The organism is Actinoplanes sp. KI2, assembly GCF_025630775.1.
Taxonomy (GTDB): Bacteria; Actinomycetota; Actinomycetes; order Mycobacteriales; family Micromonosporaceae; genus Actinoplanes.
The window spans coordinates 55204-79366 of record NZ_JAOSZE010000014.1; the positions used below are offsets into that span (position 1 = coordinate 55204).

General features: G+C 69.4%; 27 protein-coding genes and 1 pseudogene. 12 read left to right on the forward strand and 16 right to left on the reverse strand.

All coding sequences use genetic code 11. The annotated features are described in order from the left end of the window. Positions 1-30: 30 nt before the first annotated feature. The gene (locus ODJ79_RS16365) at positions 31-903 is read left to right on the forward strand and encodes an ATP-binding cassette domain-containing protein (RefSeq protein ID WP_263024317.1); all 873 of its coding nucleotides are present in this window, start codon (positions 31-33) and stop codon (positions 901-903) included. Next, positions 900-1502, forward strand: a complete 603-nt coding sequence (locus tag ODJ79_RS16370; RefSeq protein WP_263024318.1) for a hypothetical protein — start codon at positions 900-902, stop codon at positions 1500-1502. The genes ODJ79_RS16365 and ODJ79_RS16370 overlap by 4 nt, the downstream gene beginning before the upstream one ends. 37 nt (positions 1503-1539) lie before the next feature. Here ODJ79_RS16370 and ODJ79_RS16375 read toward each other — a convergent pair whose 3' ends face one another. Further along, entirely contained in the window at positions 1540-2598 is a 1059-nt protein-coding gene (locus ODJ79_RS16375; RefSeq protein WP_263024319.1) for a hypothetical protein, read from the reverse strand. Between the two features lie 290 nt (positions 2599-2888). Here ODJ79_RS16375 and ODJ79_RS16380 point away from each other — a divergent pair, with 290 nt between their 5' ends. Further along, the gene (locus ODJ79_RS16380) at positions 2889-3857 is read left to right on the forward strand and encodes an Acg family FMN-binding oxidoreductase (protein WP_263024320.1); all 969 of its coding nucleotides are present in this window, start codon (positions 2889-2891) and stop codon (positions 3855-3857) included. 27 nt (positions 3858-3884) lie between these two features. Here the strand turns inward: ODJ79_RS16380 and ODJ79_RS16385 are convergent, their stop codons facing one another. The 10 genes from ODJ79_RS16385 to ODJ79_RS16430 form a co-directional block, all read right to left on the reverse strand. Continuing rightward, positions 3885-4877 carry an Acg family FMN-binding oxidoreductase gene (locus ODJ79_RS16385; RefSeq protein WP_263024321.1) on the reverse strand — a complete coding sequence of 331 codons (993 nt, stop codon included), beginning with the start codon at positions 4875-4877 and terminating at the stop codon, positions 3885-3887. A 113-nt stretch (positions 4878-4990) separates the two neighbouring features. After that, positions 4991-5608 (reverse strand): LytR C-terminal domain-containing protein, encoded by a 618-nt coding sequence (locus tag ODJ79_RS16390; protein WP_263024322.1) that lies wholly within the window; start codon positions 5606-5608, stop codon positions 4991-4993. Beyond that, positions 5589-6101: a SigE family RNA polymerase sigma factor gene (locus ODJ79_RS16395; protein WP_263024323.1), complete on the reverse strand. Its 513-nt coding sequence runs from the start codon at positions 6099-6101 to the stop codon at positions 5589-5591. The genes ODJ79_RS16390 and ODJ79_RS16395 overlap by 20 nt, the downstream gene beginning before the upstream one ends. 139 nt (positions 6102-6240) lie before the next feature. Then, positions 6241-6705 (reverse strand): VOC family protein, encoded by a 465-nt coding sequence (locus ODJ79_RS16400; RefSeq protein WP_263024324.1) that lies wholly within the window; start codon positions 6703-6705, stop codon positions 6241-6243. 4 nt (positions 6706-6709) lie between these two features. Next, a complete protein-coding gene (locus ODJ79_RS16405; RefSeq protein WP_263024325.1) occupies positions 6710-7162 on the reverse strand; it encodes a helix-turn-helix transcriptional regulator in 453 nt (150 codons plus the stop codon). Positions 7163-7164: 2 nt separating this feature from the next. Then, positions 7165-7548, reverse strand: a complete 384-nt coding sequence (locus ODJ79_RS16410) for a VOC family protein (protein ID WP_263024326.1) — start codon at positions 7546-7548, stop codon at positions 7165-7167. After that, positions 7548-8072, reverse strand: a complete 525-nt coding sequence (locus ODJ79_RS16415; RefSeq protein WP_263024327.1) for an SRPBCC domain-containing protein — start codon at positions 8070-8072, stop codon at positions 7548-7550. Before ODJ79_RS16415 ends, ODJ79_RS16410 begins: the two co-directional genes overlap by 1 nt. Continuing rightward, on the reverse strand, positions 8069-8386 hold the full coding sequence (locus ODJ79_RS16420) for an ArsR/SmtB family transcription factor (protein WP_263024328.1): 318 nt from the start codon (positions 8384-8386) through the stop codon (positions 8069-8071). The genes ODJ79_RS16415 and ODJ79_RS16420 overlap by 4 nt, the downstream gene beginning before the upstream one ends. Positions 8387-8527: 141 nt before the next feature. Further along, the gene (locus tag ODJ79_RS16425; RefSeq protein WP_263024329.1) at positions 8528-9343 is read right to left on the reverse strand and encodes an ABC transporter permease; all 816 of its coding nucleotides are present in this window, start codon (positions 9341-9343) and stop codon (positions 8528-8530) included. Continuing rightward, the gene (locus ODJ79_RS16430) at positions 9340-10251 is read right to left on the reverse strand and encodes an ATP-binding cassette domain-containing protein (RefSeq protein ID WP_263024330.1); all 912 of its coding nucleotides are present in this window, start codon (positions 10249-10251) and stop codon (positions 9340-9342) included. Before ODJ79_RS16430 ends, ODJ79_RS16425 begins: the two co-directional genes overlap by 4 nt. Before the next feature lie 130 nt (positions 10252-10381). On the opposite strand from ODJ79_RS16430, the gene ODJ79_RS16435 reads away from it, so the two are divergent. The 3 genes from ODJ79_RS16435 (at position 10382) to metG (ending at position 14176) form a co-directional block, all read left to right on the forward strand. After that, complete coding sequence (locus ODJ79_RS16435; protein WP_263024331.1) at positions 10382-11542, forward strand: sensor histidine kinase; 1161 nt, start codon at positions 10382-10384, stop codon at positions 11540-11542. Next, complete coding sequence (locus tag ODJ79_RS16440; protein ID WP_263024332.1) at positions 11539-12207, forward strand: response regulator; 669 nt, start codon at positions 11539-11541, stop codon at positions 12205-12207. Before ODJ79_RS16435 ends, ODJ79_RS16440 begins: the two co-directional genes overlap by 4 nt. A 436-nt stretch (positions 12208-12643) precedes the next feature. Continuing rightward, positions 12644-14176 (forward strand): methionine--tRNA ligase, encoded by a 1533-nt coding sequence (gene metG, locus ODJ79_RS16445; RefSeq protein WP_263024333.1) that lies wholly within the window; start codon positions 12644-12646, stop codon positions 14174-14176. Between the two features lie 15 nt (positions 14177-14191). On the opposite strand, the gene ODJ79_RS16450 is transcribed toward metG, so the two are convergent. After that, on the reverse strand, positions 14192-14869 hold the full coding sequence (locus ODJ79_RS16450; RefSeq protein WP_263024334.1) for an NADPH-dependent F420 reductase: 678 nt from the start codon (positions 14867-14869) through the stop codon (positions 14192-14194). A gap of 266 nt (positions 14870-15135) precedes the next feature. Between ODJ79_RS16450 and ODJ79_RS16455 the strand changes: the two genes are divergently transcribed. Continuing rightward, a complete protein-coding gene (locus tag ODJ79_RS16455) occupies positions 15136-15498 on the forward strand; it encodes an FAD-dependent monooxygenase (RefSeq protein ID WP_263024445.1) in 363 nt (120 codons plus the stop codon). A gap of 176 nt (positions 15499-15674) precedes the next feature. Here the strand turns inward: ODJ79_RS16455 and ODJ79_RS16460 are convergent, their stop codons facing one another. Then, positions 15675-16286 carry a TetR/AcrR family transcriptional regulator gene (locus ODJ79_RS16460; protein WP_263024335.1) on the reverse strand — a complete coding sequence of 204 codons (612 nt, stop codon included), beginning with the start codon at positions 16284-16286 and terminating at the stop codon, positions 15675-15677. A 97-nt stretch (positions 16287-16383) separates the two neighbouring features. Between ODJ79_RS16460 and ODJ79_RS16465 the strand changes: the two genes are divergently transcribed. The 3 genes and pseudogenes from ODJ79_RS16465 to ODJ79_RS16475 all read left to right on the forward strand — a co-directional run bounded on the left by ODJ79_RS16465 (position 16384) and on the right by ODJ79_RS16475 (position 17725). Continuing rightward, complete coding sequence (locus tag ODJ79_RS16465; RefSeq protein ID WP_263024336.1) at positions 16384-17220, forward strand: SDR family oxidoreductase; 837 nt, start codon at positions 16384-16386, stop codon at positions 17218-17220. Positions 17221-17247: 27 nt separating this feature from the next. Next, positions 17248-17457, forward strand: a pseudogene (locus ODJ79_RS16470) (type II toxin-antitoxin system Phd/YefM family antitoxin); the annotation flags it as partial. After that, positions 17426-17725: a Txe/YoeB family addiction module toxin gene (locus tag ODJ79_RS16475; RefSeq protein ID WP_263024337.1), complete on the forward strand. Its 300-nt coding sequence runs from the start codon at positions 17426-17428 to the stop codon at positions 17723-17725. The pseudogene ODJ79_RS16470 and the gene ODJ79_RS16475, both read left to right, overlap by 32 nt. A 238-nt stretch (positions 17726-17963) precedes the next feature. Here the strand turns inward: ODJ79_RS16475 and ODJ79_RS16480 are convergent, their stop codons facing one another. After that, a complete protein-coding gene (locus ODJ79_RS16480; protein ID WP_263024338.1) occupies positions 17964-19097 on the reverse strand; it encodes an acyltransferase family protein in 1134 nt (377 codons plus the stop codon). Positions 19098-19142: 45 nt separating this feature from the next. On the opposite strand from ODJ79_RS16480, the gene ODJ79_RS16485 reads away from it, so the two are divergent. Continuing rightward, complete coding sequence (locus tag ODJ79_RS16485) at positions 19143-19538, forward strand: type II toxin-antitoxin system YoeB family toxin (RefSeq protein WP_263024339.1); 396 nt, start codon at positions 19143-19145, stop codon at positions 19536-19538. 330 nt (positions 19539-19868) lie between these two features. On the opposite strand, the gene ODJ79_RS16490 is transcribed toward ODJ79_RS16485, so the two are convergent. Together ODJ79_RS16490 and ODJ79_RS16495 are read right to left on the reverse strand one after the other, a co-directional pair. Continuing rightward, positions 19869-22211 (reverse strand): hypothetical protein, encoded by a 2343-nt coding sequence (locus ODJ79_RS16490; RefSeq protein ID WP_263024340.1) that lies wholly within the window; start codon positions 22209-22211, stop codon positions 19869-19871. A 506-nt stretch (positions 22212-22717) separates the two neighbouring features. Continuing rightward, positions 22718-23569 (reverse strand): TetR/AcrR family transcriptional regulator, encoded by an 852-nt coding sequence (locus tag ODJ79_RS16495; protein ID WP_263024341.1) that lies wholly within the window; start codon positions 23567-23569, stop codon positions 22718-22720. Between the two features lie 95 nt (positions 23570-23664). On the opposite strand from ODJ79_RS16495, the gene ODJ79_RS16500 reads away from it, so the two are divergent. After that, positions 23665-24159, forward strand: coding sequence for a nitroreductase/quinone reductase family protein (locus tag ODJ79_RS16500; protein WP_263024342.1), 495 nt, complete (start codon positions 23665-23667; stop codon positions 24157-24159). Positions 24160-24163: the final 4 nt, after the last annotated feature.

A 24163-nucleotide genomic window follows, 5' to 3' on the forward strand; every position in this document is an offset into this window, starting at 1 on the left:
CGCTTGACAGGGCTCGGAATAATCGCCGCGATGATCGAGACCCGGGACCTGACGAAGACGTACCGTGGGGTCGACGTCGTCAGCGACGTGACCTTCACCGCCGCGCCCGGCCGGGTCACCGGCTTCCTGGGGCTCAACGGCTCCGGCAAGACCACCACCATGCGCATGCTGCTCGGCCTGGCCCGGCCGACCCGCGGCGAGGCGCTGATCAACGGGAAGCGCTACCGCGAGCTGAAGAATCCGCTGCAGCAGGCCGGCGCGGTGTTGGAGCAAGGGCTCAGCCATCCGGGGCAGAGCGGCTACTCCCACATGGTCACGCAGGCGCTGCTCGCCGGCGTCTCCCGCCGCCGGGTCGACGAGCTGCTCGAGTACGTCGGTCTGACCGAGGCGGGCAACAAGAGCACCGGCGCCTATTCGCTCGGCATGCGGCAGCGGCTCGCGGTGGCGACCGCGCTGCTGACCGACCCGCCGGTGCTGATCCTCGACGAGCCGGCCAACGGTCTCGACCCGGGCGGCATGGCCTGGCTACGGGCGCTGCTGCGCGAGCGGGCGGCGGCCGGCGGGACCGTGCTGATCTCCAGCCACCTGCTGGGCGAGCTGGAGCAGATGGTCGACGACGTGGTGATCATCGCGGCGGGCCGGGTGCGGCTGGCCGCGCCGCTCGCGTCGCTGGGCGGAGGCGGCCGGCTGCGCGTACGCGGGCGGGATCCGCACACGCTCTGGCGGGCGTACGAGCGCGCCGGCGCGACCGTGACCACCGACGGCGAGGTGCTGCACGTCAGCGGGCTCACCGCCGAGGACGCCGGCGACATCGCGCTGCAGGTGGGGGTGCCGGTGTATCAGCTGGTCACCGAGGTCCAGAACCTGGAAGAGGTCTTCATGAGCCTGGCGGAGGACGCGTGATCCGGGTCGTGCTCAGCGAGCTGTACCGAACGCTGACCGTCCGGTCCGCCTGGCTGTCGATGACCTGCTACGCCACGCTCGGCATCGCGACCGGCTGGTTCAGCGAGGAATTCTGGGCGCTGTTCATCAGCATCGGCGCCTTCGCGGTCACCGCGGTCACCACCGCCCAGCACTATCAGCACCGCACCGCCGTACTGCTCTTCCTCGGCCAGCCGCACCGCTTGGCCGTGCTGGCCGCGCAGTGCCTGGTCGGCGCGGTCCTGGCGGTCGTGACCGCGGCGGTCAGCGGGATCATCGTGGTCGGCCAGGGCGACGGCGACGTCTTCTGGTACACGCTGACGGCCGTCCCCCTGATCGCGGTCTTCGGTGTCGCGAACGCCACCCTGGTCCGCCGCCCCACCTGGCTGTTCGCCGGCTGGGCGCTGTGGATGATCGCGGTCGAGGGCGTGATCGGCAAGTTCCAGAGCCGGCTCCCGCTGAGCAGCATGCTGATCGGCGCGTCCGGCAACGCCGCATACCTGCGGGCCTTCGCCATCTGGACCGCCCTCTTCCTGGCCGCCGCGGTGTGGTCGATCCGCCGCGATCTCTCCGGGAGCTGACGGGCGACCGCCTCGGCGACCCGCGGGCCTGATCAGATCACGACCGGTACGGGTTGTAGGTGTACGCCTCGGGCGACGACGGCTTGCCGGACCACGCGAAGTAGTCCCACACGAGGTAGGCCGGGTCGGTGGCGAGGGCGCCCGGGGCGGGCCGGTCATTGTGGTCGTCCCAGGCCCACGGCGGATTGGCCGAGTTGGTCTCGCACGAGGTCGCCGCCGCGCCCGCGCCGCACTTGGCGCCGTACGGGTTGCTGCTGTTGTCGCCGGCGAAGGCACTGGTCGTCGCGAACAACGACGTGTTGGTGCGGCTGTCCCACATGCCGCCCGGCGCAAAGATGTCGATCAGCGTGTACTGGACGTCCCGGTCGTTGGCGCTCGACGGCGCCTCCGCGGTCGAGCCCGGGTAGTAGAGGACGCCGTCGCCGCTCCTGTACTGCGTCTGGAGTGCGTCGGAGGGCTTGCGACTCGCGCCGAACGACCACGCCGCGTGCGACTTGGACTGCTCCGCCGTCCAGGGACGCTGATGCTGCTCGGCGTCGTGCGGATCGGTCGTCGTGGTGAGCAGGCCGTCGATGTCCTCGGCGCCGCTCGAGAAGTCGCTGCCCGCCGGAACGTACGAATAGCAGTCCTTGTGCGCCACGGTGATGGCGGCCTCGAGCTTGCCGTACGCGGAGCCGTCGTTCTTGACCACGACCAGGACGCCCTCGGCGTCGTTCTCGTGCTCGCTCAGATCGGCCTCGTAGTCGCTGAGGGAGCCGTCCGACCAGTCGCGCGGGTGGAAGAACAGGTAGCTCAGGTAGGTGAAACCCGACGTCTGGACCACCGAGTAGTAGAGGTGCGCGGACAGCGCGTACCGCCCGGTGTTCTCCCAGTTGTTGCGACCGTTGAGATCGCCGTCGAAGTCGTACGAGGTCAGGTAGTCTGACTTCCCGGCCAGCGAGGTGTTGCCGGTGGTGTCGACGTCCTGGAAGTGCACCGGCGCCCACCAAGAGGCGAGGTCGGCGCGCTCGGCCGCGGCCGCGGGCGAAGCGCTCACGCCGATTGCCCCGGCGGCCGGGAGCAGGACGGTTACGAAGGCTGCGATCAGGGTCTTCACTCGTACCGAGACTGTTGCCACGGTTCCTCCGGAAGGCGGACGGCAGGGTACCGACAACGACGGCGATCCGCCGGCGCTGCCCGCACGCTACGGCCCCGGGGTCCGATGTGGATGAAGAAGAGGTAAACGACGGACATCGATGCGCTTTCGCCGCCACCCGCACGGCGAGAAAGGGCAGCGAACCTCGGTGACCGTGGAGTTGGTGCCGGATGGCACCAGGCGCAGGATGAACTGAGCAGGCGGCGCCATCGGCCGCCACTGAACGAACGACCAGGGAAGGGGCAACTCTCGTGACCGCCGACACCGACCGCCGCCAGGCGTTGCTGCAGGCCGCGGAGGCCGCCCGGTACGCACCATCCGTCCACAACACCCAACCCTGGACCTGGACCGTTTACCCGGACCGACTCGAGCTGAACGCCGCCGTCGAACGGCAGCTGACCGTCCAGGACCCGGACGCCCACATGCTGTTGCTCAGCTGCGGCACCGCCCTGCACCACGCCCAGATCGCCCTGGACGCCGCCGGCTGGCAGTACCGCGTCCACCGGCCCGCCGGTACGCCGCTCGCCGTGATCTATCCGGAGCGGCACGTCGGCGCCCACCTGGAAGCGTTGCGCAGATTCGAGCAGCTACGAGTCCGGCACACCGACCGCCGCACCGTCAACGACTCCCCGCTGCCTGCCGCCGCGCTCGACACCCTGGTCGCCGCGGCCGAGTCCGCCGGGGCCCGGCTGCACGTCCTGCGCCGCGACCAGATCATCGACCTCGCGGTCATCGTGGAACATGCGCAGCAGACCGAAAGCAGCGACGAGCGGCTGCGGCGGGAAACCGCCGAGTGGGTCGGCGGCGACCGCGCCGAGGGCAGCGGCATCCCCGCCGCCAACCTGCCGGCCGAACCGCCGCTGACGACCGTCGCCGAACGCGATTTCGGCACCGCCGGCACCCTGCCCGCGGGCGCCGGCCACGACGCCGGCGCCACCTACGCCGTCCTCTACGGCACCGGCGACGAACCCGTCGACTGGTTACGCGCCGGGGAAGCCCTCAATGCGCTGTGGCTGGAAACCACCGAACACGGCGCCACCGTGCTGCCGCTGAGCGGTCCGACCGAGGTGCCATACACCCGCAGTGAACTGCGCCGCATCATCGGCGGCGTGGGCGAACCGTACCTGGTGGTACGACTGGGCATGCTCGATCCCGTCCACCACGGCCCGGCGAGCACGCCCCGCCTGCCGGTCGACCAGGTGATCGAGGAGCGGGATTGAGACCCTGACGCCGGCCCGCTGGGCCAGTCAAGGCCGCTCGGCTGATCGGTCGGTGAGCAGGACCTCGTCGAGCGGACGTCGCGGGGTGGCCGCGGCCGGCCGCCCGTAGCCCACCCGGAGGATCACCTGCGCCCAGACCCCGTGACCGGTGTCGGTGAGCAGGTCGCGGATGGCGGGCACCTCGACCGGTTGGCTGATCGGCGTGGTGGCCAGGCCGAGCGAGGTCGCGGTGAGCAGGGTGCGTTGAAGCGCCTGGCCGGCACGTACCCAATCGTTGGGGGTGTCGCCCCGGGTGGCCAGCACCATGATGGTCGGGTACGGCTCGAACTCCTCGGAGGGCCGGCTCAGCCGGGGCTGCATCAGCCCGAAGTCGCGCAGCGGCAGCGATTCCAGAGCGTCCCACGGACCGATGGCCGACGGCGGGATGCCGTCGCGGCGCCCGGTTGCCGGGGCCGTCCACCGGGTGAGCTCGGCCCGGTAGCCGCCCTTGGCCCGCAGCCTCCTGTCCGCCGACTGGGAGAGGTTGATGATCGCGTTGCGAGTCACCGCGCCGGCCACACTGAGCACGGCTTGTTCCCGCCGCGCGGCCCCCACCAGCTTCTCCACGTCGTCGGCGGGCACGACCGACCGCGCGAACGGCCAACGGTTGGTGTGCCGGCGCGGAATCGCGGCCACGAGCGCCTCGACCGCCGGCGTCGGGGCGGTCTGCTCGCCGGCCGTCACCGTCGCCACCAGGTTGGGTTCGGCCGGATCGGGAAGGATTTCCGTACGCGGGACGTAGCCCGCGCCGTGCAGCGCAAGCCGCAGGGTGAACAGCGCCGCGCCGACACTGATGAACAGTTCACGGCCGTACGGGTCGAGCACGTCCAGACGCCGGCTGGGATCGGCGTACAGCTGAATCGAGCGGTCCCACAGCCGGAACAACCACGGCTGACTGTTGTGCAACGACGGAGCCGCGGTGGCCGAACGCACGCCGTCCGTCAAGACGCCACGCAGGGGAGAGGAGGCGGTCCGGCCCATGGTCCCCTCCGATCAGTCAGCCGGTAGCACTACCTCCACCACACCGCACCGATGGACCGCCGAAGTAGGGCCGATGGACCCGAGGAAGGTCAGAAGGCGCCCGCCGCTCCGAACTACCGCTGGTGGAACGAGGTGCACTGCGGCGGCGCGGTGGGCTCGCCCTCCTGGGCCAAGAACTGGTTGACCTCGGTGGTCGTGTGGAACGCGGTGAACCTCGGCCCGACCGTCAGGTCGACGACGTCGTCATGGCGGGACGGGTCGAAGATCATCGTGACAACACCCGGGAAGTACGCTCGCAGCAGCGTCGCGTTGCCGATCGCCGCGGGTCCGTACCGCAGGACGACGTCGCCTTGGCGGTTGCCGGCTTCCTGAGAAGAGCCGGTCGTCACGGTGAACCGGCGATTGCGCAGCCCGGTCAGCGCCTTGTCCGCCATTCCCGCGGCTGCCCCGCCGTCGATCACCCGGACCTTGACCTGGGCCGGATCGTCCGGCAGCGAAAGTGTGCAGGTCAGCCCCTTGTCCAGGGGCGTCACCGCCGGCTGATGCGTCCCGGTGTGCGTGGCGGCGAACCCGCCCCCGGCCGCCACGACGGCGACCGCCGCGGCCACCGCCATCCGCTGCCGCCACGCCCGGCGACGCCCCCGCGCCCGCACGGCGGCGGCCGGCAGCACCTTCACCTGCCGAGCCTCGGCTTCGAGCTCTCGAAGCCGGTCACGAAGCGGAGTTGACACTGCTGACCTCCTTGTCCTCGAGCAGCCCGGCGAGCGTGCTCCGCGCGCGGGAAAGCTGCGCCTTGACCGTCCCCACCGGCGCGCCCACGCTCTCCGCGATGTCGCCGACCGGCATGTCGAACAGGTAATAAAGCGCGACGACTCGTCGCTGCGCCCGCGGCAACCGCTGCAACGCCCCGACCACCGCCACCCGATCCGGCGATGGACTCGCGCTCGCCTCCTCCGGCGGCCCGAGCCGCGCCAGGGCCGCGAGCCGGCGCTTCACACCTCGCCACCGATTCACCGTCAGCCGCCAGGCCACCTTCCGCACCCAGGCCTCGGGGTCGTCATAACCGCTCACCCGCGCCCAGTGCTGCCACGCCCGGGCAAAGGCCTCCTGCGCGATGTCCTGCGCCTCGGCCCTATCCCCGCACGCGGCATACACATAGAGCACGACCCGATGAACCGCCGCGACATAGAAGGCGTCGAAGTCCGCACTCCCGCTACCGGTCATGTCCCCCGCTCCCGCTCGCTCCCCACCTCCGAAACACCCCGCTGCGCCCCTTCAGGTTGCATCGACTTCGACGGAGATTTCTTGCCGCCATGGCGGCCGGCAGGGGCTCGGCCCGGCTCGCCGGGGAGGTGCTCACCGCTTACTCGGCCGAGCCGCTCCAGCGGGCGATGTCCTGGTCGGTCACCGGGGACGGCTCCTCGGCCGGCTGGGTAACCCGGAGATGGTTGCCGAACGGGTCACGGAAGGCGCAGTCGATGCCGTAGGGCTGCACCTCGACGCCCTGGGTGAACTCCACGCCCTGAGCCTTGAGCGTGTCATAAACGTGCTGGCAGTCGTCGGTGGTGAGGATCGCCGCCGCGCCGAGGGCACCCTTGGTGACCAGGTCGCGCACCTGCGCGCCGGTCTCCGCGCTCATTGCCGGTGGCCCAGGCACCTCCAGCAGCAACTGCCGGCCCGGATCGGACGGGAGCGAGATGGTCAGCCAGCGCATAAAACCCATGTCGACGTCGTCGTCGATTTTGAAGCCGAGCTTGCCGACGTAAAAATCCAGAGCCTCGTTCTGATCGAGTACCCACACCGTGGTGATCGTGATCGCCTTGAACATGACCTCACGGTACGGGCGCTTCAGGGCCGGGTGCTTCGCCAAAACTGACCGGTCGCAGCCAGGTTTTCACGAAGCACACCGGCGCGTTGGCGACCAGCCCTCGATCGCGGTACTGCGACGGTGACACCCCGACGACTGCCCGAAACGCCCGGCTGAACGCTCCGAGGCTCTCGAATCCGACCTGAAGCCCGACCTCGGTCACCGAGCTGGCCGGGTCGCGCAGCGATGCCATGGCCCGTTCGATGCGACGGCGCTGCAGATAGCGGTGCGGGGTCTCGCCGAACGTCTTGCGGAAGGTACGGCTGAAATACCCCTCGGACATGTGCGCCAGCTCGGCGAGCGCGGCCAGGTCGAGCCGGTCGGCGAAGTCACGGTCCATCGCGTCGCGCGCGCGAAGCAGCCGCCTGTTCTGATCCTCGGTTGGCGACCAGCCCGTTCCAGGCACGCCGCCGATCATATCTACTCGAAGTTGATCTGGGCGCCGTCCCACGTCGACAGGCAGAAGGGGTGGCCCGCCGGGTCGGCGTAAACGAAACAGTGGTCAGAGTTCGGCTGGAAGTCGAAGCGAGTGGCGCCGGCGGCGATGACCCGCGCCTCGGTTGCCGCGAGGTCGTCGACGAAGAATTCGAGGTGCATCTGCATCGGTACGGCGCTTCCCGGCCACACCGGTGGACGGAAGTCGTCGACCTGCTGGAAGCCGATATCCGCGTGGGGTCCGGTGACCCTCGCCCAGTGCGAGTCCCCCTTCGCCACGCCGCCCGTTATCGCGGCGTAGAACCTGGCCAGCACGATGGCGTCCGGCGCGTTGACCGTGACGCCGCTGAGCCTGATCGTGTCGGACATCAGTAGAGCCCTCTCTGCTGGTAGGTCGGCGTCAGCTCGGTCCAGCGCGCATGCCAGGTCGGCTCCGGAGTCTGTTCGGTCCAGGGCTCGGGGCCGGCCGCCGCGTCGCCCACGAGCGACCGCGCGAGATCCTCGAGGTGGGCCTGCCACCCGGCGCCGTAGAAGTGGAGGCTTTCCCGTGGCAGGCCGCGCTCCTCGACGATCAGGCGCGTCGCGGAGCCTTCCTCGCTCAGCCATGCCTCGATCTGGCCCTCGTCCTCGGTGCCCGGCTCCGTGGTGAGCAGCAGGTGGTGGGGCCTCTCGCACACGTCAATCCGCCCAGAACCGCTCCAGGTGCTGGTGAAGACGGCGTGGACAGAGCCACCAGCCCGCAGGTCGCCGGAGACCTTGGCGATCCAGCGGGCGAGCCTTTCCGGATTCGTGCACGCCTCCCACAGGTCGTCGATGTCGGTGTCATAGACGTCCTCGACGCGCACCGCACCGCGCTTTCCGTCGAGCGACCGCATAGTTCCGACGATCTTCACTTCCGCTCCTTCTTTCCTCGGGCGATTTCCGTGTGCAGGGCGTCGAATCGGTTCTGCCAGAGCGCTCGGTACGGCTCCAGCCACTGGTCCAACTCGGCCAGCGCCTCTGGCCGGAGGGTGTAGATGCGGCGTTGCGCGTCTTGACGGACGTCGACCAGCCCGACCTCCCGCAGCACCCGTAGGTGCCGGGACACCCCCGGGCGGGCGATCGGAAGCGCCGCCGCAAGCTCGCCGGCCGTCGTCGGACGCCGGCGAAGGATCTCGAGCACCGTGCGCCGGCTCGGGTCGGCCAGCGCCTGCAATACCTCATCCATATGCGCACGACTGTAACCGATGTGGTACGTAACAGCAAGGGTACATAGGTGCGCCGGCTCAATCCCACCTTGCAGACCTTCAGGCGGCGAACGACAGCGCCATCCCGCGGCGCCGCACCCCAACGCGGCCGGACGGCTTAGTCACACATCGCGCCAGTTCGGCGCGAGGATCGCGACCGCGGCGGCCGCCACGGCCCAAGCGGCGAACACCGCCCAGGCGCCCACGTTCGTCGTCGGGATTCCGTTCATCGGGCCGGCGAGTTGTTCGGCTGACAGGTGGTACCACGCGCTGTGCGGTAGTGACCGCTTGATCGCCGCCGACCAGGCCTGCTTGGAAACGAACAACAATGGCAGCAGGAGGAGAACGACCACGGTACCGACGATGCTGCTCGCGCTGTGCCGTACCACGCTACCGACGGCGAGGCCGGTCAGCGCGCAGACCGGCACCAACAGCGTGGAGGCGACGATCACCCGCATGGCATGCGGGTCACTGACCGGTGCGGAGGCGCTGCGCCCGGCGAGAATGGCCTGGACCGCGACGAACGATATCGAGGAGACGATCGCGCCGTACCCGGTCATGACCGCGCTGAGCACAATCACCTTGGCGCCCATCACGGCGCGCCGGTTCGGGACCGCGGCGAATGTCGTCCGAATGAGGCCGGTGGAGAACTCGCTGACGATAATGATCGCGCCGATGCTGCCCGCCGCCAGCATCACCAGCTGGCTGGCGAGATCGGTGAACGAGTCGAACAGGGCGGAGCTGAGGAAGTCGGCCCGCATCGATGCGGGATAGCTCGGGAAGTCCGTGTAGTCGGCGACGGCCGCGCTGACGTTGGCGCCGATGATCGCCAGGGCGCTGACGAGAAGCGCCCACGGCGTCGAGCGCAGCGAACGCAGCTTGATCCACTCAGCGGTGAGCAGGTGGCGGAACCGTGTCCGGTCCGGGCTCGTGGTCATCGAACGTCTCCACCCAGGTACTCGACGCTTTCGGCGGTCACGTGCATGAATGCCTCCTCCAGTGATGCGCTGCGAGTGGTCAGCTCGCTGAGTGGGATGCGCCGGTCCATGGCCAGTTCGCTGACTCGCGTCACGGACAGGCCGGTGACAGCGAGAGCGCCGTCCGTCTCGAGGTGGACCGACGCGCCGGCGGAAGCCAGCACGTCGGCGAGGATGGCGGCGTCGGAGGCGCGCACGAGTACGGTCGGACGCGCGCCGCGAGTGGCGAACTCGGTCACGCTCTCGGCCGCCAGGAGCCGACCCTTGCCCAGGACGATGAGCTGGTCGGCGGTGTTTTCCATCTCCGTCATCAGGTGGCTGGACACCAGGACGGTGCGGCCCTCGCCGGCGAGGCGGCGGAACAGTCCGCGTACCCAATGCACGCCCTCGGGGTCGAGGCCGTTGATCGGCTCGTCGAAGAGCAGAACCGGTGGATCCCCGAGCAGTGCACCGGCGATGCCCAAGCGTTGGCGCATTCCGAGCGAATATCCGCCGATCCGGCGATGGGCCACGGCGGCCAGGCCGACCTCGTGCAGGACGTGGTCGACCCGGGCTCGGGGGATCCCGTTGCTCGCCGCGAGCGCGGCCAGATGGCTCCGGGCGCTGCGGCCGCCATGCACATCGGCCGCGTCGAGCAGCGCGCCGACATGACGCAGCCCTCGGTGGTGGTCGCGGAACCGGCGGCCGTCGACGGTGGCGGTTCCGCTCGTCGGCTCGGCCAGCCCGAGGATCATCCGCAGGGTGGTCGATTTGCCGGACCCGTTCGGTCCGAGGAATCCGGTGACGTGGCCGGGCCGCACCGTGCAGGTGAGACGGTCGACGGCCGTGGCCCGGCCGTACCGTTTGGTCAGCTCTCTGAGCTCGATCATGGGGTTCACGGTGCCGCGAGAGGCTCGCCGGTTCATCGGTCCGCCGTCAGAAATGCGGCGGCCTCGTCAGACCGTGGATGTATGTCCACAGTCTGATGCCGACGCCCTACGGCCTGGTTAGCATCACTGAATGGTCGGCACCCTCCCCCGCTGGGCGCGGCTCGCGCTCGGCTGGAGCGTTGTTCTCGGTTACCCGGTTCTCATGACCATCGCTATCGACAGCGTCCGACGGGACGACGACGGGCTGCGGGTGCTCTGGCCGGCCGTCGTGATGACGCTGCCCGCAACTCTGCTCAGCCGCCGGCCCTTACTGGCCTTGTGCCTCATGACCGCCGGCGTGCTCGCCGTGGCCTCGGTGCTGGGCCCGGGCGATGTGACGTTCGGGCCGACGCTCGCGGTCGTCGTGGGCGTGGGCGTGGTGGCGGCGGCAAGCCGCCCGCGCACCGGTGTCGGCGCGGCAGTCGCGGCGTGGGTCGCCCTGGCCTCCGCCGCGAATATCTGGCGGGTGGTGTTCCATGAAGGCGATTCGCTGCCGCGCCGGATCGCCGCCGTCGCGCACAACTCTCAGACGGTGTTCTGCGCGCTCCTGGTGACGATCAGCCTGACAGCCGGCCTACTCGTCCGGCAGCGGCGTGAGCACGCCGACACGGTGCGCGCGGAGGCCGCCGCCCGGGCGATCATCGGGGAGCGGCTACGCATCGCCCGAGAGTTGCACGACTCTGTCGCGCATAGCATCGGCGTCATCGCGTTGCAGGCGGGCGCCGCGAACCGGGTCTTCGACACGCAGCCGGCACGAGCGCGGCAGGCGATCGGCGTAGTAGAGACGGCCAGCCGGGAGGCTCTGGCCGAGCTCCGTCGGATGCTGGGTGGGCTGCGCGCCAGCGACCCGGGTGACGCCGCCGCGACCGGCCTGGCCGACCTTCCGAGGCTCGCGTCGGCCACGGCCGAGGCCGGCGTCCGGGTCGACGTTCAGTGGCTCGGTATCCCGGCGGTGCTGCCCCCGGAGGTCGACCGGTCGGCGTTCCGGATCATCCAGGAAGCGGTCACGAACGTGGTCCGGCACGCCGGCGTCGATTCGTGCCGGGTCACCCTCGAACACGCCGACAGCACGCTGACCGTCGAGGTGCTCGACGACGGCCAGGGCCGGGCCGGCCACATCGGCACCGGCCACGGGCTGATCGGCATGCGTGAGCGGGTCGCCCTGCTCAACGGTGACTTCTTCGCCGGTCCCCGCGCGGAGGGCGGCTTCCGGGTCGCCGCGCGCCTGCCGATGCCGGTCGCGGCCGCATGACGATCAGGGTCCTGCTCGTCGATGATCAACCATTGATACGCGCAGCACTACAGATGGTCATCAGCGACGCGCCCGAGCTCGAACTCGTGGGCGAGGCGGGCAGCGGCGCCGAAGCGGTCCGGATGGCGCAAGAACTGCGCCCGGACGTAGTCGTCATGGACCTGCGCATGCCCGGCATGGACGGGATCGAGGCGACCCGCCGAATCGTCGGCGGGCCCGGGCATGCCCGGGTACTCGTTCTGACCACCTTCGACGACGACGACAACGTGTACGGCGCACTGCGCGCCGGCGCCTGCGGGTTCCTGGTCAAGGACATGGCGCTCGACGACATCCTCGACGCCGTCCGCGTCGTGGCCGCCGGCGACGGGCTCCTCGCACCGGGCGTCACACGCCGGCTGATCGAGGAATTCGCGCGCCGGCCGCAGCAGACCTCGCTTCCCCGGATGCCTGAGGGCATCACCGACCGCGAGACCGCGGTCCTGACCTTGGTTGGCCGCGGCCTGTCGAACGCCGAGATCGCCACCGAGCTCCACATCACCGTCGGGACCGTCAAGACATACGTGTCCCGGCTCCTGTCGAAGCTCGACGCCCGAGACCGCATCCACCTCGTGATCCTCGCGTACGACGCAGGCCTGGTCTCCCCGCCCGGAACGGGCCCCGCCTGACCCGGAAGGGCCGACCGCACGCGGGCTGACCGCTGGACACGGCACAGGATGACCGTGAGACGACCGCTGAGCGCAACCACCGCAACGCGGGGCCGTCCGGGGCTCGGCCTCCGGAGCGGAATACCGGAACGGCCCCCTGTTCGCGCTTCCGCGAACAGGGGGCCGCAATGCCGTGGAGGTGCTGTTCGCTTACTTGAAAACTGCCGACGAGCTGACAAGGCTGCGAGACTGCCTCGACGCACACCCTCGCAATACCCATGCAATGGGAAGACGTCTTTGGCACCATGTGACTCATGCAGCTGCGCCGCGAGCAAATGATCCGCCCCTCCTCGGGGCTCCTCGGCGTGCGCTAGCACCACCAACGACCAGGCCCCTGTTGTGCGGGGCCTGCGGCATCGTCTCCCGCTCAGGACAGGGCGAGCGAAAGAGGACGACGATGATCACCGACGGGCGCTTCTACATCACGACAGCCATTCCCTACGTCAACGCCGCGCCGCACCTCGGGCACGCGCTGGAGCTGGTGCAGGCGGACGTACTCGCGCGCCATCGCCGACTACGCGGCCAACCGACCCGGTTCCTGACCGGAACCGACGACAACGCGCTCAAGAACGTCGCCGCTGCCCGCGCCGCCGGGGTGGACGTGGGTACCTTCGTGGACGGCAACGCCGCCCGGTTCGCCGCACTGCGCGACCCGCTGGCGCTGTCCTTCGACGACTTCATCCGCACCAGCGTCGACCGGCGCCACGCTGCAGGGGTGACGCGGCTGTGGCGGGCGTGCGCCGCCACCGGCGACTTCTACCGCCGACGTTACGAGGGCCTGTACTGCGCCGGCTGCGAGCAGTTCTATCCGGAAGCAGAACTGACCGGCGGCCTCTGCCCGGAACACCGGGCGGCGCCCGAACCCGTGGCCGAGGAGAACTGGTTCTTCCGCCTGTCCCGGTACACCGGCCGGTTACTGGACCTCCTCGAGACCGGCCAGATACGCGTCGAGCCCGCCGCCCGCCGTAACGAAGTGCTCGCGTTCGTGCGCGCCGGTCTGGCCGACTTCAGCGTCTCGCGCCCGTCTGCGCGGGCCCACGGCTGGGGCATCCCGGTGCCCGACGACCCGGACCAGGTGATCTATGTCTGGTGGGACGCCCTCAGCAACTACGTCTCCGCGCTCGGCTTCGGCACCGACGAGCCCGACTACCGGCGGTGGTGGACGGACTCCGCTGAGCGGGTCCACCTCATCGGGAAAGGCATCGTCCGCTTCCACGCCGTGTACTGGCCGGCCCTGCTGCTGTCGGCCGGACTGCCGTTGCCCACCACCGTGTTTGTGCATGATTACCTGACCGTCGACCGGAAGAAGCTGTCCAAGAGCGCCGGCACCACCGCCGACCCGACGGACCTTGCCAACCGCTACGGCGGGGACGCCGTCCGCTGGTGGCTGCTACGCGAAGCTGCCCGGGCTGGTGACACCGACTTCACCGTCGAACGGCTCGTGCAACGAGCCGACGGCGACCTGGCCAACGGACTCGGCAACCTGGTCAACCGCACCGTGGCCCTGGTGCACAAACTCCGCGCCGGGCAGGTGCCTCAGGCAGCGGACCCCGGTGAAGCCGCCCGCCTGGCCAATGCCTGCGCCACGCTCGCCGGCCGCGTCGATCGAGCCCTCGCCGACTTCGACTTCCGAGCCGCCACCGACGCCCTGTGGTCGGTGGTGGACGAGGGCAACCGACTGGTGGAGGCTGCCCGCCCGTGGGAACTCGCGCACGCGCAGCGCACCGGCGACAGGTCGGCCGCCGCGCGCCTCGACACGCTGTTGACAAGCCTGGTTCGCGCATGCCGAGTGCTCGCTGACGAGCTACGGCCGTTCCTTCCGGTAGGCGCACAGCGCCTGCGCGACCAGTTGCTGTCCGGAGACCGCGTCGGCCGACCGCAGCCGGCCTTCCCCCGCCTGCGGCAGCCGAGGGAAGGCAAGGGGCAGTGAGCCTGAGAAAGGGCTTCAGGCCGCGGTGGGCTTCGCCTCGGCGAGCGCGTCACGGACGACCTGCGCGCTCGCCGGCGTGCCAGGAAGCACCCCGTAGGCACCGTAGGGAGTCACGTAAACCGGAGTGTCCCGCTGGGTGCGCCAGTTCTCGGCGAGCGGGCCGGCGTCCACGGTGTCGTAACCGAGGCTGTCGAAGAGCTCGGTGACCGCCTGCTTGGCGGCCACGTCATCACCGGCGATCGGCAGCGCCGACCGGTCGACGCTGCCCGCCGGCCGTGCCAGGGACCGCAGGTGCTCGAACCAGATGTTGTTGAATCCCTTCACCACGTGGGCTTCGGGGAGATGCTTCTGCAGCAGTTCACCGGTGGTGCTGGAGCCGTCCTCCAACTCGTCGAAGACGCCGTCGCGCTCCGGGTAGTAGTTGTTGGTGTCGATGACCACCTTGCCCGCCAGCGGCTCCACCGGAACGTCCCGGTACGCCCGCAGCGGTACGGTCACTACCACGACCTCGCCGGCCGCGGCTGCCTCCGCGGGGGTGGCGGCACGCGCTTTCGGCCCCAGCTCGGACACCAGGTCCTTGAGGGTCTGCGGGTCACGCGAGTTGCTCAGCACCACGTCGTGACCGGCGGCAACCGCCAGCCGCGCCACGGTGCTTCCGATGTTGCCACTGCCGATGAGTCCGATCGTCGTCATGCCACCGGTAACTCCGAAGATCCTCAACCGATTCCGCCCGGCACCGCACCGTGACGGCTGGCACACCGGCCGGAGGTTCAACTCGGCAACGATTTCGCGATCTTCTCTTTCCCCGCGGCCGACCTCGACATCGACTACCGCGATGTCGCGGCTCAGAAGCGCCTGCTGCGCGAGCGGATGAACGACATGGACTGGTTGACCCCGCGCACCTCACACATCTGGACGACACCCCGGACTTCTACCTGGACCAGGTCGCCCAGGTGGTGATGGACCGCTGGTCGAGCGGACGGGTCGGGCTGCTCGGGGACGCGGCGTTCAGCTCGTCGCCGCTGTCCGGGCAGGGCACCGGGTTGGCCCTGGTCGGCGCCTACCTGCTGGCCGGAGAGCTGGCCACCGCCGAGTGGGACCCGCAGGTCGGCTTCGCCGGCTACGAGCGGCGGATGCGCTCGTTTGTCGAGGCCAACCAGGAAATCGGCCGATGGCACGCCCGCAGCCTCGACGTCCACGGGCCGGACGCCGCGCCCAGCCCGGACCAGTGGCCCGTCGACCTGATCGACCGCGCGATCAACGGCGTCGAGCTGCCCGACTACGCGGGAGCGCCGGACTCCGGGCTCCCGGCCGGACCGTAGGCCACCTGTACGCAGCACCAGCAGCGGGGCCGCCGAGGCAGCTGCGGCGGGACGCGGGCACCCATAACGGCCACCTCGTGCGCACCACCGCAACGCGGGGCGTCCAGGGGCTCGGCCCCTGGAGCAGATATACCGGGACACGCTCGTCTGACCAAGTTCGCTCAGCTCGTCGCTCGCTATCCCGGCGTCTCCGTCGCGGGCGCAAGCTGGCGGCGGCTCGCAGCCTCGATCAAGCCCACCTGAGTGGTGATCAGCTCCTCGGCGGTGGTGCCCCATTTCTCGCCGGCCAGGTGGCCCGCGACCTCCATGCCGACGATCCCGTGCGCGCTGGTGAGTAACAGCGCGCCGTAATGCCGGGCGTCGCGGGCGCCAACGAGCTCACCAACAATTGCCAGGAACTCGTCCTGGTTGCGGCCCGCGGCCCGCAGCAGCGCCGTCGGGTCGCCGGCCGGGGCGGTGAACATCAGCTGGTACATATGCGGCCGGCGACGTCCGACCGCGATCAGGCCGGTCACCGCGGCGTACAGCCGCTCGGTTGGGGCGAGAGCCGGATCCGTCCGCAAATCCCGGGTTTCATCGGCGAGCCGATCCCAGGCCTCGGCGGCGACGGCGGTCAGCAAGCTGTCCTTGTCGGCGAAGTGCCGATACGGCGCGCCGCGGCTCACCCCCGCCCGCGCACCCACCTCCCGCAAGGTCACGGCCTCGGGCCCGCCCTCGTCGAGCAACTCGGCTGCCGCATCCAGCAGGGCGCGCCGGGTGGCGGCGGCTGACTCGACGCGGCTGACCATGCCGACAGCGTACCGACGTCTTTAGTTGACAACGTCATCTGAAGGCCGGATAGTAGTTCAGGTGACAACGTCATCTGAAACTCGTGAGTACGTCATCGTGACCGGCGCGTCGGTCGGCATGGGTGCGGCAACCGCGCGGGAATTGGCTCGCCGCGGCTTTCACGTGCTGGCCGGGGTACGCCGCCGGAGCGACGGCGACGCCATCCGCGACACCGGCATCGAACCGGTCCTCCTGGACATCACCGACCAAAACCAGATCACGAACCTGGCCGACCAGTTCCAAGGCACGCTGCGTGCCGTGATCAACAACGCCGGCGTCGCCGCCAACGCCCCGGTGGAGACCCTGCCACTCAGCGAATGGCGGCGCTCCTTCGAGGTGAACCTCTTCGGCCACGTCGCAGTCATACAGGCATTTCTGCCCGCTCTGCTCCGGAGCAAAGGCCGGATCGTCAACATCAGCTCGGTGGGTGGCAAGGTAGCGATGGCCAGCTACGGGGCTTACGCGGGGAGCAAGTTCGCGTTGGAGGCGATGAGCGACGCCCTGCGCCGGGAGTTGGCGCCGCATGGGGTCCAAGTAGTCGTCGTGGAGCCCGGCGGCGTCAAGACCGAGATGTCCGATCGCGGTATCGCCACCGCCAACCGGCTGGCTGCCGAGATGACGCTGGAACAGCGGGAACGCTACGGCCCGATGATGGAGGCGATCGTGTCCCACACCCGAGCTTTCACCGAGGCCGGCCTGCCCGCCGACCGGGCGGCGCGGATCATCGCCGACGCAGTCACCGACCGGCGACCCCGAATCCGTTACACGATAGGCCGGGACGCCGCGACATTGACCCGCCTCACCCGCATCCTCCCCGACCGATTGCTGGACCGCGTAGTAGCCGCCAACCTCCGCCCCCACTACCCCGCACCACAGGACGCCCGCATCCGCTGATGGCCGCCAGACGACGCCGAAGAGTGCGTCATCCCTCGCGGCGGCGGCAAAGCTGTCGTGATCGTCTCGCTCGACGAGTGGAACGCTGTAAACGAGACGCTGCACGTGCTCGGCTCCGCCACGAACGCCCGCCGCCTGCTGGAGAGCATCGCGCGGGCCGACGCTGGGCTGGCTGAGGAGCACCCGCTGCTCGGCTCCGAGACTGGTGATCCTGAGCCCGGCAAGGAAGCGGCGTGAGCTTACGCATCGCCTTCACCCCAACGCGTGGCAGGACTACGACGGTTGGCTGCGCCGCGACATGAAGATGGCTCGACGTATCAGCAAGCTGATCATCGACGTCCAAAGGGACCCGCACGGAACCGGGCTCGGCAAGCCGGAGATGCTGAAGGGCCCGCTTTCCGGTTGGTCCTCCCGCCGCATCAACGACGAACACCGGCTGATCTACCGCGTTCGCGGAAACGACTTGGAGATCGCCGCCTGCCACGGCCACTACCTGGACAAGTAATGGGCGACGCGTGGCCGGCCCAGGCCGATCGCGACGGAGCCACCACCACAACAGACAGGCCCAGCGCGCAACAACCGCAACGCGGGGCGTCCGGGGGCTCGGCCCCCGGAGCGGAATACCGGAACGGCCCCCGGCTCGCGCTTTCCGCGAGCAGGGGGCCGCAATGCCGTGGAGGTGCTCACTGCTTACTCGAACCCCGGCGAGGGATACACGAGCTTCGCACGGCGCTCGACGAGCACTAGGTCAGAGATTCTGCCGGCACCGGCACCAAGGCCGGCGCCGGTGCCGGCGGGGACGGACGGCGTTTGACGAACGGAGATATCCGCGGCCGGCGGCGGGCGGCTAGGTCCTCTACCCAGCCGAAGCCGAGCACCGCCCCGGTCAGCAGGACCAGCATGATCCCGAGTGCGGCCAGGGCCGGGGGCCAACTCGCCGACAGGCCCGGCCAGGGTGCGCCCCAGACCGGTTCGCGGCCCGCGCCGAGCGGCTCGCAGATCCAGACGGCGACCGCGATCGCCGCCACGTGCCACAGGTAGATGGTCACCGCCCGGTTGTTGACCATCGAGACGAAACCGTCGAGCGGCCGGATCCGGGCCAGCCAGTCCATCGGCGGCGTCCAGCGCAGCAGCACGAGGACAAACCCGATCATGTAGACGGCGTACGGGAACGGCAGCGCGAACAGGGCGAACTGTCCTTCGACGTGGTGGGTCAGGGCCCAGAGCACCGGGACGCCGATGCAGAACGCCGAGAGGCCGAGCACGTGCCGTCCCGGGAGCCTGGCGAGGTCACCCTCGCGGTGCGCGATGCCGAGCACCCAGCACGCCCCGTACATGAAGGTGTTCACCAGCAGCCAGTAGTTGTCCTCTCCCAGCTTGGCGCGGTGCGGGAACACCAGCGCCAGGCAGAACAGCGACAGCACCACGGTCGGCACGTTCCACAACCGGTACATGCGCACCAGCAGCGGGGACAGCAGCACGAACCAGATGTAGACGTGGACGTACCACAGCACACCGGCCCCGACGTGCTGACCGACATCGCTGGCCGGCGGCAGCGCCACCGGGAAGACCCAGAGGGACAGCAGGGGCCAGGCGGGCCGGTCCTGCCAGGGGCGAACGAGCATCAGGGGCACCAGGATCAGCGCCATCACCCAGACCGCGGGCAGGAGCCGGCGCAACCGGCTGCGCACCGCGCGCACCTCGCCGCGCTGCATCGACTTGGCCATGAGCGACCCGCCGAGCGCGAACATCAGGCCGAGCGACGGAAACAGCAGCGGCAGAACGGTCAGGCTCATAAACAGGTGATGCAGGATCACCCGGACCATGGCCAGCGTACGCAGCAGGTCGAAATACCGATCGCGGCCGTTCTGCGCCACCTGTGTCACTGTCTGTTCCGTCCTTAGGTCCCTGCTGGCCGAAGGATGATAGACGCAGCCCTCTTGCCCGACGCCACCCGAGTGGATCATCGGACGGCGTTCGATGTCCGGCTCGGTCTTGCGGAGGACCTCGCCCGCCTCTGTCGGCCGTGGCGCCGGGACAGCTTGGATCCACAGGGAACCGGGATCGGCAAACCGGAGATGCTGAAGGGCCCGTTGTCCGGCTGGTCTTCCCGCCGCATCAACGACGAACACCGACTGATCCAGTGTCCGCGGCAACGACTTGGAGATCGCCGCCTGCCACGGCCACTACCGATAAAAATGACGCCGTCGGCGTGCCACCCGGGCGACGCGGCCGATGATGCTGTCGTACGCCTTGCCTCATCCGGTCGGCATGATCAAGGCCTCAGCGGGGCATTGACGGCACCCGCCGCTCGATGAGTCAGCGGCAGGCGACCTCCTCGTCGACCACACCGACTTGCTCAACAGTGCAAACCGAGCTCGCGGCCGGGCGTAAGGGCTTCGCCGAAGAAGTCGACGCGTTCACTCAGCGCAGGCGTTAGGTCGCGCGCGTCCACCGCACCGTGGGGTTTCCGGGGGCTCGGCCCCGGAACAGAAATACCGGAACGGCCCCCGGCTCGCGCTTTCCGCGAGCCGGGGGCCGTTAAGCCGTGGAGGTGCTCGTTGCTTACTTGAACCCTGCCAACGAATAGCGAGGCAGCGCGAGGGTCTCTACGAGCGCGAACCGGGCTGTTGGCCGAGGAGAGACCGCTACGACGTCGTGGCGCTCTGGTGGGTGATCTGGTAGGTGGCATCGGCGCTCGCTGCGTCCAGGTAGACGGTTAGCGGACCGTCCGGCAATCCGCAGTTCGCCGTGTACGTGTCGGCAGTGCGGGTCGGTCCGCAGTATCGCGTGCCGTCCGCACCGAATACCGAGAGATACGCGCCGCCGGTGCCCGACGTGAGCGTCCAGGTGAAGCTTTCTCTCGAGCCGTGCCCGTCGGCCGGGATGGTCCGGCAGGCCACGAAGTCGGCGGCGCCGGTGGTCACCGGCGAACCGTCCAGGGCTGGGCAGGACGAGGGCCCGTCCACCCGCGCGAACCGGGCCGCGAACGAGGCGGGTGCCACTCCTTCCGGCTCGTTGAGCACTGCGAAGTACGGCGCCGTGCCGGTCAGCAGGCAACTGGTCTGCCATAGCTGATACGACGAGTCGCAAATGGTGTTGCCCGTCGAATCCATGATCTGGGTGAACGGCCGCCCGCCGTCAGCGGCGTCGGTCGACTGGAAGTCGACGATGCTCGCCCCGGTCGGCTCGGACAGTTGCCGGCAGAGGAACTGCCCGGTCGAGGTGAACGTCGCCGGGTACAGGTTCTGGCTCAGGATCGGGCATCCGGCGGGCCGGGCCGGAAGCAGGCTCGTCACGTACGCGAAGTCGGTGTCGATGACCGAGCTGGGGTTCTGCCCGTCGAGCACCATGGTGTAGTCGCCCGCCGCCGGGAACTGGCAGTATCCGCTGTCGTCGCAGATCCGGTGGCCGGTCCGGTCGTACACCGCGGCGTACTTCCGATAGTTCTGCGCGTCGTACGCCCTGGCCTGATAGACGCCCGGCCCGGAGATCCGCAGGGCCCGGCACCGGATGGGGCCGGCGGCCCCGGCCGGCGCCCCGTCGTAGGCACCCGGCTCCACCACCGGGCAGCCGGTGGGCGCGGACAGGGTCCGGACCTGGGTCTTGTAGGCGTCATTGCTGGTGTTCGAATCCCATTGGCTCAGGCGGGAAACCACCCGGTAGGTACCGTCGGCCGGTAGCAGGCAGCCGGTCTCGTCGCTATAGCCGAGGCAGAGCGCCTGCCCGGTGCCGTCCACCAGAGTGGTGAGGACCCCGTTGTAGCTCACCGGCGCCGAATAGGTGACCACCCGCTGGCCCGCGGTGCCGTGGAACTGCTGGCAGTTGGTCTGCACTGGCGACACCGACCGGAGCACGGTGGCGGCCTGATCCCACGCGAACGACTTGACCGTGGTGCAACCGGCAGAGCGGAACAGCGCCGCGATCGCGATCACGTAGGTGATCGAGTCGTAGGCCTGGCTGCTGGTCACGATCGTGTAGTCACCGGCCGCCGAGAGCGGGCAGGAGGATGCCTGGCTGTACTTGTCGCAGACCTGCGTGCCGGCGTTGTCGTATACGGTCCACCAGACCTGCTGGTCGTCGTAGATCCGGACGGCCACCCCGCCGGCCGCGGGCGTACGAAGCTTGTGGCACGCGACGCTCGACTGCGACGGAAGGGTTCCGGTGCCGGTCGCGTTCCCCGGGTCGCCGAAGGACACCGGCCGCAGCACCGGGCACCCGGCCGAGGCCGAGATCCGCGCCATCCGCAGGGTGTAGGGCGACGCGTTGCCGTAGAACTCGTACATCATGACGTGGTACGGAGCCGGACCGGTCAGCACGCACTGGGTGGTGTACTGCACCGGACAGGCCGGCTGGTAGTTCGCGTCCAGGATGCCGCCGCGAACGTCCCCCGTGCCGCCCGGTGCCCACATCTGCAGCACGCTGCCGGTCGGCTGGTCGAAGATGTAGCAGTCGCCCGCCGACCCTTGGGCCAGCTGACCCGGGTGGCCCGCCGAGGCCCAGGAGAAGAAGCCGTTGCCGAGCGTCCGGCAGGAGGACGGCGTCTTCATCGAGTCGGCCGCAAAGGTGTAGCTCTGGCTGCCGGTGCCGTAGCTCAGGGTGATCACGACCGTGTACTTGCCGGCTGCTCCGAGCTGACACTGCCCTGGGTACGACGAGTAGTAGCAGAGGTAGTTGCCCGCTGGGTCGTACACCGCGGCGGACACCGGGTCTCCGCTGCCCTGGGTGAAGGTCCCGTAGAGGGTGTCATGGTCCGCCGTCGTCGTGACGGTGAATACATCACGCTGCGTGTTCTTGATGGCGGAGCAACGGTAGATTTTGCCGAACGTGAGAACACCGCCGCAGCCCGCCGGTGAGCTAGCGGCGCTGGTCGTGCCCGCCACGAGCGCGGCCCGGCTGCCCGGCCTGACGTTGACCCGGCGCGGTCCTACGGCGGCCGCCGGCCGCTCGGCCGCACCCGGCCGCGGCGGTTGCGGCACGGCGTGCGCCACAGCCAGAGGTTTCGCGGCCGGCACCGACCCGGTCGCCTCGGCTGGCGACCCACCGCCTACCACCCCGGAAATGCCGACAAGTACGGCGATCAGACCAGCGATGACCGGGTGCACGGAACGTTGTCCACTCATGCGTTTTCTCCCCGCGTAAACTGCACGCAACCGTGAAGTCCCCGGGATCATGACACCCCAACCGATAGGTCCGCATCACTGGGGTGAGCCGTGGATCAGCGAGGCGTGGGCTTGTCCCGTTTTGGCGGACATCCTGAGATCAGGAGCCCGCTTGGAAATAAGGACGATGCGGTCCGCACCGGGTAGATCCCCGTCTTCCCCGTGCGCGACCACCGATCCGGCACAACCACCGCACCGTGGGGCGTCCGGGGCTCGGCCCCCGGAGCCGGAATACCGGAACGGCCCCCGGTTCGCGCTTTCCGCGAACAGGGGGCCGCAATGCCGTGGAGGTGACGACGGCTTACTTGAACCTCGGCGACCAGATGAGGCAGCGGTTACGGGTCGGGAGTTGCCCACGCGTCCAGGGTGCGGTGGATCTGGGCCAGACGCTGATCGTTCCACTCGGCGGCCGGCTCGGGTTCGAGGAAAGCCATCGCGAGGCTGGCCATGCCGGTGGCAGGCAGGGACCAAGGCTCCTTTCCCGCCGCGCCGAACGGGCTGGCGACCGTCGTGCGGGTGGCGACCTCGGGAGTTGACAACGCGGTGACGATCAAACCGCGCATGGTCGCGTTGAGGAGCGTCGCGAGGGTTTCGAAATTCGTGGCGAGCTCGGGCCTCAGCCGATAGCCGAACAGACCGGCGATCTGGCTCCAGGCCTGGGCGACGCGTGCCACATGGCCGGCCTCGGCGTGCGCAAGCGCGGCCTGGATCTGGTCACGCAGCTCGCCGTCGGACAGGCCGGAGAAGGCCGCATGTAGTGCGAGGTAGGTCCGCCACTCCGGCGAGGCGAGCGTGTTGCGGAAGTCCAGCAGAGCCAGCTGGCGGATGAGTTCAAGGATCAAGCCGTGGCGCCGTTGCGGCGTACGCAGCCAGTCCCGATGCTCGTTCAGGATCCGCTTGATGAGCGAGATCTCGTTGTTGATGATCGCCGGGCTTCCCCGGCCGGCCAGCTCCTTGACCAGGTCACTGAAGAACAGGTCCTTGTAGGGCCAGTGCCGGTACGCCGTGCTGCGCGCGACGTCGGCCTTGCGGATGACGTCCTCGAAACGGATGTGGTCGAGGCTCACGGTCAGGCCGGACCCGTTGATCATGTCGATCGCGGCGCGCATCATCCGGTCGCGCGTTTCCTGGTCGGACAGGCGACGGTTCCGGCGCCCAATGCCGGCACGGGCGGTTGCGGTCTCCACCGAGCAAGTCTATCGACAGGACTTTGGACTCTGTATCTCAAGTACCAATCCCGCCAACCATGGGAGGACAGACACCATCCGATCGAGGAGACCCGATGAGGCGCTGGCCGTACTCTGATGATGATCTCCGGGCCATGTACGCGGGAGGACGCGGAAACGCGACGGCCCGCCGGTTCGCCAACTTCTGGGCGGGCGCATTCGGCACCGGCCTCTTCCCGCGGCGTTGGGTCACCCTCGAGGTGGTGGGGCGCCGCACCGGCCGAGTAGTCCGGTTCCCGCTCGGGATGGCCGACTGGCAGGGCAACTGGTACCTGGTCTCGATGCTGGGCAACGACTGCAACTGGGTTCGCAACGTGCGGGCGGCAGGCGGCTTGGTAACCATCCGGCGCGGACGCGGTCAAGCCTGCCATCTGGCCGAGGTACCCGTCGGCGAGCGGGCTCCCATCCTCAAGCGATACCTGCAAACGGTGCCGGGCGCCCGGCCACACGTTCCCCTCGACCGCGACGCACCCCTGGCCGCCTTCGAGGCGATCGCGGCACGCTACCCCGCCTTCCGAGTCGACATCTCGACCACGACACCCAGGGCCTGAAGGG